The organism is Caldibacillus thermoamylovorans (assembly GCF_000751775.1).
In the GTDB taxonomy this organism is placed as follows: Bacteria; Bacillota; Bacilli; order Bacillales; family Caldibacillaceae; genus Caldifermentibacillus; species Caldifermentibacillus hisashii.
In genome coordinates, this window is the sequence record NZ_CCRF01000099.1 from 26932 (window position 1) to 37130 (window position 10199).

The 10199-nt window shown below is 38.3% G+C and carries 6 protein-coding genes; 4 read left to right on the forward strand and 2 right to left on the reverse strand.

Features of this window, described 5'->3' with window-relative positions; genetic code table 11:
• Positions 1–621 precede the first annotated feature (621 nt).
• Both BT1A1_RS16055 and BT1A1_RS16060 read right to left on the reverse strand, forming a co-directional pair.
• The gene (locus tag BT1A1_RS16055; protein ID WP_034773148.1) at positions 622–1725 is read right to left on the reverse strand and encodes a glycosyltransferase family 4 protein; all 1104 of its coding nucleotides are present in this window, start codon (positions 1723–1725) and stop codon (positions 622–624) included.
• A 285-nt stretch (positions 1726–2010) separates the two neighbouring features.
• A complete protein-coding gene (locus BT1A1_RS16060; protein WP_034773149.1) occupies positions 2011–3075 on the reverse strand; it encodes a glycosyltransferase family 4 protein in 1065 nt (354 codons plus the stop codon).
• Positions 3076–3738: 663 nt separating this feature from the next.
• On the opposite strand from BT1A1_RS16060, the gene galU reads away from it, so the two are divergent.
• The 4 genes from galU (at position 3739) to BT1A1_RS16080 (ending at position 9986) form a co-directional block, all read left to right on the forward strand.
• Positions 3739–4623: a UTP--glucose-1-phosphate uridylyltransferase GalU gene (gene galU, locus BT1A1_RS16065; protein ID WP_034773150.1), complete on the forward strand. Its 885-nt coding sequence runs from the start codon at positions 3739–3741 to the stop codon at positions 4621–4623.
• A gap of 252 nt (positions 4624–4875) precedes the next feature.
• Positions 4876–5493: a stage II sporulation protein M gene (locus tag BT1A1_RS16070; RefSeq protein WP_034773152.1), complete on the forward strand. Its 618-nt coding sequence runs from the start codon at positions 4876–4878 to the stop codon at positions 5491–5493.
• 325 nt (positions 5494–5818) lie between these two features.
• Positions 5819–7036, forward strand: a complete 1218-nt coding sequence (locus BT1A1_RS16075; RefSeq protein WP_034773153.1) for a hypothetical protein — start codon at positions 5819–5821, stop codon at positions 7034–7036.
• A complete protein-coding gene (locus BT1A1_RS16080; RefSeq protein ID WP_034773154.1) occupies positions 7014–9986 on the forward strand; it encodes a DEAD/DEAH box helicase in 2973 nt (990 codons plus the stop codon). The genes BT1A1_RS16075 and BT1A1_RS16080 overlap by 23 nt, the downstream gene beginning before the upstream one ends.
• The last annotated feature ends 213 nt before the right edge of the window (positions 9987–10199 follow it).

Sequence of the window (10199 nt, forward strand, 5' to 3'; positions counted from 1 at the left end):
TAATTGTGTTGGTTTAAGGAACCACAATTGAAAAAGCGAGCAGCTTTTTTTGGATTAATGTACAAGTATACAGTAAAGGGATAATTTGGTATTATGAGGACTTCTTCTCTGAGACATTTTTTCCTTTCATAAAGTGCATTCTGTCCCATAGAATCCAATCTGGCATCTCCTATGGGACAGTTTTCATTCTTTTGCCCTGCATTTTGTCTCATAGCGTTGTTCTATGAGACTGTTTTTAGCATTTTCCTCTCCATTTTGTCTCATAGAATTTATTTTGGCTGCGCCTATGGGACAATTTTCATTCTTTTACCCTGCATTTTGTCCCATAGCGTGGTTCTATGAGACTGTTTTTCGCTTTTTTCTTGCCATTTTGTCTCATAGAATCTAATTTGACTGTGCCTATGGAACAGTTTTCACTCTCTTGCCCTGCATTTTGTCCCATAGCGTGGTTCTATGAGACTGTTTTTAGCATTTTCCTCTCCATTTTGTCTCATAGAATTTATTTTGGCTGCGCCTATGGGACAATTTTCATTCTTTTGCCCTGCATTTTGTCTCATAGCGCCGGTCAATGAGACAGTTTTTAGCATTTTCCTCTCCATTTTGTCCCATAGAGCGATGTTACTATGATGTATTATTCAACCTGAATTTGGAGAATAGTTTATTAAAAAAGTGTAATATCGGTTTCCTCCCTTTCCCCACAAGACCGACCAATTCAGCTAAGATGTACACTATGATAAATAACAGAAAAGCTACAAACAGTAACAGCCCCATAGATGCTCTTGAAAAAACAATTCCTAAAATCCCAAAAATGAGACTGATTCCATACATCATGAGAACCGTTTGGCGATGACTTAGCCCAATCGAAAGCAGTTGATGATGGATATGCTTTTTATCCGGATTCATTATTTTTTCACCGTTTTTCGCTCTCCTGATAATCGCAAATAATGTATCAAAAATCGGCAGTGCCAAAACAATTACCGGAATGATAAAACCTAATAAAGTTACCTTCTTAAACAAACCGAGGATGGAGATTACCGCAATAGAGTAACCTAAAAACAACGATCCGGTATCCCCCATATAAACTTTCGCCGGATGGAAATTATGAATTAAAAAGCCAAGATTACTTCCAATCAGCGTAATACAAAGGGAAATAACAAATAATCGACCATCCAAGAAAGCCATCACCATAATGCTCGTCAAGGCAATGGTCGATACACCGGAAGCCAACCCATCCAGTCCATCAATCAAATTAATCGCATTAGTTATTCCGATAATCCAAATAGCAGTAATAACAAAACGCAGAGGAACACTTAATTCTACAACTCCAAAAAATGGTAGGGATATCCGCTCAATATCAATGCCGGCAAAAATTAAAATAACGGCAGGAATTAATTGGCCGACCAGTTTTATGAGTGGAGGTAGGGAAAATTTGTCATCCAGTAAACCCGTTATAGCAACAATGATCGCTCCGATTGCAATTTCCAGCAGATGCTCTTGAAACGGTCGTAAATAAAGCAATCCCAAAGTCGTTCCCAATACAATCCCTAGACCACCCATACGTGGAATCGGCACCTTATTTACTTTTCTCTTATTCGGGATATCCATAATATTAAATCGAATCGCTAACTTAATGATTGGATATATGAGTAAGAATGTTGTAAGAAATGAAATAAGGAAAGCTATAATTAATTTTTTCAGTAAAATCGGATCATGAAATACATACATAGTAAACCTCAGCACAATATGATTTTACTTCTATTTTGATTCTAATTAAACAAATTTAAACATTCTTTTGCTTTGTTCATGTGAAATGTTATTTAGAATTTATCGACTGCGTGAAATACAATGGCTGAGGTGGATTTAAGAATCTTTTTCATAGCAACAGTTATCATGCTAACGAATTATACATGATGGATTTTAAGAATCTTTGCTATATGTAATAGTTATTTGTGCCAACAAAAAAAGCTGCTCCCCGTATTCAGGAACAGCTTTATATAAATAGAATTATTATTACTTTTGATGATGATTAGCCTTTTTTCCACCGATAAAGTTTAGTAACGGGCGATACTTCACACTGATTAAACCTGTCACTTCTACAATTAATTCGATAAAGACTAATAACAAGACAATGAGAAACGATGCACCCCATATCGTTGCCCTTGTAAATAAAATCGCTGCTAAACTAAAAATTCCACTTAACAAATAGATTAAAACTACCGATTGACGGTGAGTAAATCCTAAACGAAGCATATTATGATGCAAATGGAACTTATCCGGTGCCATCAATGGTTTCTTCTGTACAAAGCGACGAATAATCGCAAACGCTGTATCGATCAGCGGCACAGCAAGAATAATCATCGGGATAATCAACGAGAAAAATGCTGCACTCTTTGTAAGACCAATGACAGACAAAATACTGATCATATATCCTAAAAATAATGAGCCAGTATCACCCATGAAAATTTTCGCAGGATAGAAATTGAATACTAGAAATCCTAATGTGCTTCCCAATAATACAACCCCTAAAATCGGTGCCAGTGGATTACCCATCATAAAGGAAATTGCACTAATTGTAAAGATTGCAATGGATGATACCCCTGCCGCAAGTCCATCCAAGCCATCTATGAGATTAATAGAATTTGTGATTGCAACGATCCAAAAAATAGTAAGTGGAATAGCAAACCAACCGAAGTAAATAAATTCTCCATTTGGAACTGCAAAAAAGTCAATTTGTACTCCGCCCAAAACTGGGATAGCCGCTGCAAAAATTTGCCCAACAAATTTAATTTTTGCTGATAGCCCAAAAACATCGTCCAAAATCCCGATTAAGGCAATTACTACTCCGCCTGTAATAATCGGCCAAATTTGGAGATCATTTGGTACAAACAAGTAACATCCTATTAAAAAGCTAATAAATATTGCCAATCCGCCTAAACGGGGCATAATTCTCGTATGAACTTTTCTTTCATTTGGTTGATCAGTAGCGCCAATTTTAATTGCAAGTTTTTTTACTAACGGTGTTAATAGGAGTGAAATAATAATGCATGTAATCACTGGTACAATAAAGAACACCATATGCAATTGTCCTCCTAATAGATTCCAGTTATCATAGTTTAATATTACAGGTAGAGTTACTTTCCGTTTAAAATTTAATATAATTTTTTCTATATTTTCCAATCTACATCATCATAATTGATTTTATATAAAAAATCAAGCTAAATTAAAAGTACGATTATATGACTTTTTTTAAAATCTTGTTAAAATTGGCGAACTCTATAATTTGGTAGGTTTATGAATTGACTTTTTTCCTCTAAAGTTATCTGTTAATTAAACATTTTTGCCGGAGCCAATGTGCAATCATTTAATTTATTATGTATAATATAAAGTATAAATTACACACTGTTTAGCATCAAAAAGGTTTTACGGGAAAGTACTCAAGATTTGCATGAGACTATGGTACGATACAAAATATTTTACTTTGTACGTAGGTTTTTTAGAACCCCATATTCCGCATTTGAAGATAAGGAGCTTGTTTGCAACACAATCAATAATTTTTGATTTATTTCACTCGTGTTGGGGAATTCAGGTTAACATTTTTTCCGTATGTTAGCGGTATGCGGAATGATGGTTCGAAATTTTTAGGGGTTAACCACCTACAACTTTTGATTCCGATAATTAGACGAATGAAAATGCTAAGGGTTACAAAATCATTGAAAAAGGTTTTTTGGAGGAACGATCATGAAAAAAGTCAGAAAAGCTATTATCCCTGCAGCAGGTCTTGGAACACGTTTTTTGCCGGCAACGAAGGCAATGCCAAAAGAAATGCTCCCGATTGTGGACCGGCCAACTATTGAATATATTATTGAAGAAGCTGTCGAGTCCGGTATAGAGGATATTATTATTGTTACCGGGAAAGGGAAACGGGCCATTGAGGATCATTTTGACCGGGTTCCGGAACTGGAAAAAAATCTCGCTGATAAAGGTAAATACGATTTGTTGGAAAAAGTGCAATATTCATCTGAATTGGCTAATATTCATTATATCCGGCAAAAAGAACCAAAAGGGTTAGGACATGCGGTTTGGTGTGCCCGGAATTTTATCGGTGATGAACCGTTTGCTGTTTTGCTTGGTGACGATATTGTTCAAAACGATGTCCCTTGCTTAAAACAATTAATCAATCAATATGATGAAACCTTGTCGTCAATCATCGGGGTACAAGAAGTACCGGAGAGTGAAACGCATAGATACGGGATTATCGATCCGTTAACTCATGAGGGAAGATTGTATCAAGTGAAAAACTTTGTTGAAAAGCCGGCACCCGGTACCGCTCCTTCCAATCTTGCCATTATCGGACGTTATATTTTAACTCCGGAAATTTTTATCTTTTTAGATAAGCAAGAGGTTGGTGCTGGCGGAGAAATTCAATTAACGGATGCGATTCAGCAGTTAAACAAAATTCAACGTGTTTTTGCCTACCAGTTTGAAGGAAAACGGTACGATGTCGGGGAAAAAATCGGCTTTGTCAAAACAACCATTGAATTTGCTTTAAAGCATGAGGACTTGCATGATGAAGTAATTGCATTTATGAAGGACTTATTAAATCAAATGGAAATGGATCATTGATTTTTTGAGCGGGGACATAGACAACCCCGCTTTTTTTGCTTATAAAAAGTCCGGGTAGAGGCCGTTTTTGACAATATTTTTTACTTAGACAGACTCAGCCTTTTAAAGTTTGACGAATAACTCTTCACGATTCCCTCCCTCATAAAACTTTGTTAACAACAACCTAAAAAATTTTTAAAATGTGTGCACAAAAAGGATGATTTTGGCCGATTTCAAGTATAATGAAAAGTAGTGTTGTAAGGAGGTTATTTTTTGAAAAAAGTTTATCTTGAGCAATGGAATCTTTTTAAACAATCTTATTGGAAATTATTCGTCGGGCTTCTCATTTTGTTTATCTTAAGCAGTGTTGCGGTATATTTTTTTATGCTGAAAAATGAGGCACTTGTAACAACGCTCATGAAGCAAGTGTCGAAAATGTTTGAGGAAAAAGACTTAATTGATCCGGATACATCTGCAATTGAATTGGCCATCGGTTTGTTTAAAAATAATACAATGGCTTGCTTACTATTGTTTGTAAGCGGGTTTCTGCCCATTTTTTTACCGGCCATCGGCATTATTGTGATGAACAGTGCCATTATGGGGATTATGTTTGCTTATATGACATTGACCGGACAAGCAATTGTGCCTATGTTGTTCGCCGGGATCATCCCACATGGTATTTTTGAAATTCCTGCCATCATCCTCGCCGGAACTCTTGCTTTTTATCTATCAATCGGGATTTTCCGAAAAATTAATGACGCACGATTTTCATTTAAAAATTGTGCCACGAATAGTATAAAGACCTTTGTGTTTGTTTGCGTTCCATTGCTGGTCATTGCGGCGATCGTGGAAGCATTTATTACCCCGATTTTTCTTGGTATGCTCGTTTAATTTTTGAAAATAAGAATGGGTGCCAAAGATAAGTCTTCCCGGCATGCTCGTTTAATTTTTTAAAAAAGACGTGGAAACTTCAACTATTCGCCGGAGAGGTTTGCTTTCCGGCGAAGACTTTAAAATTACCGGCATTGAGAATCATATCCAATCTCTTCATGAATCCTTGATCAAACCAGATACAATTCCCCGAGTTCTACTCTTAACTTCGCCCCCTTCTTTCCTTCACCCTAAAATGCTATAATAAAAGAATATGGATTGTGTTTGATTGTGAAAAACCCCCGGACAATGGAGTGAAAATTCCATCTGGGAAAGGAGCATTTTAATGGGTGATCATTATCATCGTTGGGTTGAATATACAGATGAACTTTTTAACAATGACATACTGAAAAAGAAATCATTACCACCATACTTAGTAAATTTATACGGATTGATGATTTTAAAAAAATTGAATCGGGATGATCTGTTTAAAGTAAACAGAGAACAACGCAGCTTGTATAAAATCGTTGTTCATGTCCGTCTTCTGCAAAATTTACAGAATTGGTTTGAAACAAGCCGCTTCAGCTACCAGGAGATTGAAGATACTTGCAACCAGCTGTTCGAAATTATTTATGTCGATATTCAAAACGCATTGGGATATTTACCGAGTCCGATGCCTTTTTCCTATGACCCGATTTGTGAAAAACTCCGATTGGATGTAAGGGAGTTGCTGTTTTTAGAAGGTGCCTTTAAACATGATATCTTGCAAATATACTGGAATTTATGGAATTATCTGTTTACCCGCCCAAAGTTGCGAAATGAGGAACTAGATTTTGCGGAAAAGACGGCGAAAAAAGGCACAATGGATTCTTCTTGGCAATTTGCTTATATGTTCCAATTATTTTTAGCCGGTCGGGTAGAAGAATCGTTAGCGTTATTAAAAAATATCGGTAACCATTCGATATCTTATATCCTCCTATTCATGGATCATTATTTTGCCAAGGAAAATTGGAATGGCTTTACAAAATTAGCACAATTTCTGATTGAGCATCTCAAAGATTATTTAGATACCATTAGTTATTCGACTAAGAAAACATTTTTCTACTCCATTGATGAAGAGTTTCATCAATTTGCTAAAGAAACGGGCAGATACGATTTATATGAGCAACTGTTAATTGCTATGTATCCTTTTACAACCAGAGAATTATCATCCTTTTATTTTGAACGGAAAGAGTACAGAAAATTGATCGAGTTTGTTCAACTTTCCAACTTCAGTTATTTAAGCAATGATATTTTACGAACGATTCAAAAGGAGGAACCGCAATATCTTCTTCCTTACTATCATCGAAAAATTGAGATGGCGATTCAACAAAAAAACCGACAAAACTATAAAGAGGCTGTACGCTATTTAAAAAAGCTGCGCACAATCTATAAGAAGCTAAAAAAAGAAGAAAAATGGGAAGTCTACTTTGAACAACTTTTGCAAAAAACAAAGCGACTTCGAGCATTTCAAGAAGAGTGTCAAAGGGGTAAGTTAATTAATGTTGAAAACGAAACAGTTTGAAATTCATTGTATTCAATTGAAAGAAGGAAATTTCTTTCTGTACGCTTTTGAAAACGGCGAACCCGGTGTACCGCTTCCTGCCTGGACTTTTCCGCTGTTTCAATGGCATGAAAGCAGTTTTTACGGTTCGAAATTAAACGCGACGACCGTGCACTTTCAAATTGGAAACCGAACCATTGCCATTGATGGTGTGTTGTTGGATCCTTTTGAAACGCTTGAGTTATTCGGAACCGAACCATTTAACCAGTTTATTCAATGGGAGTTTGATGAGCTTGCCAACTCGCTTTTAGCCATTTCTCCAGTTATTTATGAAACGATTGTGGAAAAACGCTTTAAACCGGACTTTGAAAGCTGGAAAAACGGGGAGTTTCGCTGGGAAGTTCCGGATCAAGTTTGGTACGAGTTTTTGCCGGAATTTTGGGAAACACCGATGACTGAGCTTTTTGTTGATCGTGAGGAAGATGTTGGTGGAGAACCGATACGGATGAAGGAGTTTGTACAACATTTATTCCATAATGGGGTGGAATCGTATTTATCACGGCTGCCGAAATTAGGAAAGCAGTGGCACAAGCGGAAAGAATTGTTGCAAAATGCTATTGCCGACGGGCTCGATGTCGCCTCATTTTTTGATGAAAAAAAATTTTTACAATGGATCGGCGCCAGTGAGACAGATTTACCGTTTACAATCGGGCTTCGACTTGAGGAACCGCATGAAGATGGAGAAATGTGGCAGCTGACAACGGTATTGCGAGATATAAAGAAGCCGGAAACAGTCGTTGTCTTCAACCCGGCAAAACGAGGCAAAAAACGACCGCCGAAAAAGTGGGAACCGTATTTTGAGGAAGTTGTTGCCGAACAAAAGCGGATAGCAAGGCTGATTCCATGGCTGGCAAATGAAGATAAAGCAGCCGGCGAGTATGAGAAAATGAACGATGCTAATCTTTCAGCTCCCCCAATTATCAAGGAAGAACTGACGGAGGATGAGGCTTGGGCGTTTTTGACCAATGCCAGTGAAAAACTATTGGTTCTCGGTATTGATATTCTTTTGCCGTCTTGGTGGGAAGCGTTAAAAAACGCCAATATGCGTTTAAAGGCCAGAGTAAAGTCGAGTTCCAACGGACCATCCTTTGTTGGCTTGAATGCTTTACTTGATTATGAATGGCGGGTTTCTATGGCCGGAGTGGATCTGTCTGAAGCTGAATTTCGCAAACTGGTTGAGGAAAACCGCCGCCTGATTAATATTGGCGGACAATGGATGAAGCTTGACCCTGCTTTTATTAAAAAAATGCAAGCAATTATGGAAAAGGCAGAAAAAGAAGGTATGCGGGTTCAAGATTTTATTGAGCAGCAATTGTTGTATGGCGGCGACAATGAAGAGCCGGACTCGCTTGATGAGGACAATGATCAGCGAATTTTTTCCCGTATTCAAATTGAATTGCACCCGAAATTAAGGAATTTTGTTCACTCCTTAACCGATTTAACCGATATTCCGAATTTGGAAGTGCCGACGAGCTTCCAAGGTGAGCTCCGTCCGTATCAGAAAAAAGGGATGAACTGGCTTTATTTTTTACGGCAATATGGTTTCGGGGCCTGTTTAGCCGATGATATGGGGCTTGGTAAGACGATTCAGTTGATTGCTTATTTGTTGCTTGTAAAGGAGAACAATCCGGCGTCCGGTCCAAGCTTAATCATATGTCCGACCTCGGTGCTTGGTAACTGGCAAAAAGAGCTGGAACGATTTTCACCAGATCTTCATGTATACTTACATTACGGAGCAAGTCGGTTAAAAGCTGAACAATTTACCGAAACATTAACCGGTGAGCACTCATATGATGTGGTTCTGACGACTTATGGACTGTCACACTTGGATTTTGAAGAACTTTCTTCACTAAAATGGGAAGCGATCATTTTAGATGAAGCACAAAATATAAAAAATGCCGCAACCAAGCAATCGCGCGCCATTCGCAAATTGAAGGGCAACCATCATATTGCTTTAACCGGCACACCGATGGAAAACCGTTTAACTGAGCTTTGGTCGATTTTTGATTTTATCAATAAAGGTTATCTTGGCAGTCTCACCCGCTTCCAACAACGTTTTGTTCTGCCGATTGAACGACAAGATAATAAGGAAAAAATTCAGGAGTTGCAAAAGCTCATCCGACCGTTTCTGTTGCGACGTACGAAAAATGATGAAGAAGTGGCGCTCAATTTGCCTGATAAAATTGAGCAAAAGGAATATTGCCCACTTACTGTTGAACAAGCAAGCCTATATGAGCAAATCGTCAAAGATACGTTTGACCGTCTAGCTACCCTGTCCGGTTTTGAACGGAAAGGCTATGTGCTGAAATTGCTTAGTATGCTGAAGCAGCTCTGTAATCATCCTGCCCTCTTTTTAAAAGAACACCAGGCACGTGGCGAAGAATTAATCGAACGTTCAACGAAGCTGGAAAAATTAGTTGAACTGTTCGACACGGTCATGGATCAAAACGAAAGCGGCCTGATTTTCACGCAATATATTGGTATGGGGGAAATGATTCAATCTGTTTTGGAAGCCCGTTACGGATTAAAGGTGCCGTTTTTGAACGGTTCAACGAGCAAACAGCAGCGGGACACGTTAATAAACAACTTTCAAAAGGGTGAATTTCCGATTTTGTTGCTATCATTAAAGGCTGGCGGCACTGGACTGAACTTAACGGCGGCAAACCATGTAATTCACTATGATCGCTGGTGGAACCCTGCTGTTGAAAATCAGGCAACCGACCGAGCCTACCGCATTGGGCAGACAAAATTTGTTCATGTCCATAAATTTATTACGACCGGAACGCTTGAGGAAAAAATTGACGCCATGCTGGAGAAAAAGCAAACGTTAAACGACCAGATTATCCAAAGTGATCAATGGCTCGCCGATATGTCCGATGAAGATTTGTATGATATTTTGAAGTTGGAATAAGGAAAAGCGAGAGTCGCGCCCTATTTGCGACGTACAAACTGGCCGGCAAAAAGCGCAACGTCCTTTTGCAACGCATGTCAGACCACGTCCTGTGGCCCGACCTCCCGCAATGAGAACAGAGTTGCTTCCTCGAATAGTCTACTATGGCACAGGAGCACATGAAAGCGGAGCTGGTTTCTCAGTCGCTGGCGCTCGTAGCTAGACAATAAAACT

Bases quoted from the DNA above. Each gene is read 5' to 3' on its own strand.
- BT1A1_RS16080 (WP_034773154.1), top strand. From the start codon at position 7,014: ATGTTGAAAACGAAACAGTTTGAAATTCATTGTATTCAATTGAAAGAA.
- galU (WP_034773150.1), top strand. From the start codon at position 3,739: ATGAAAAAAGTCAGAAAAGCTATTATCCCTGCAGCAGGTCTTGGAACA.
- BT1A1_RS16055 (WP_034773148.1), bottom strand. From the start codon at position 1,725: ATGTATGTATTTCATGATCCGATTTTACTGAAAAAATTAATTATAGCT.
- BT1A1_RS16060 (WP_034773149.1), bottom strand. From the start codon at position 3,075: ATGGTGTTCTTTATTGTACCAGTGATTACATGCATTATTATTTCACTC.
- BT1A1_RS16075 (WP_034773153.1), top strand. From the start codon at position 5,819: ATGGGTGATCATTATCATCGTTGGGTTGAATATACAGATGAACTTTTT.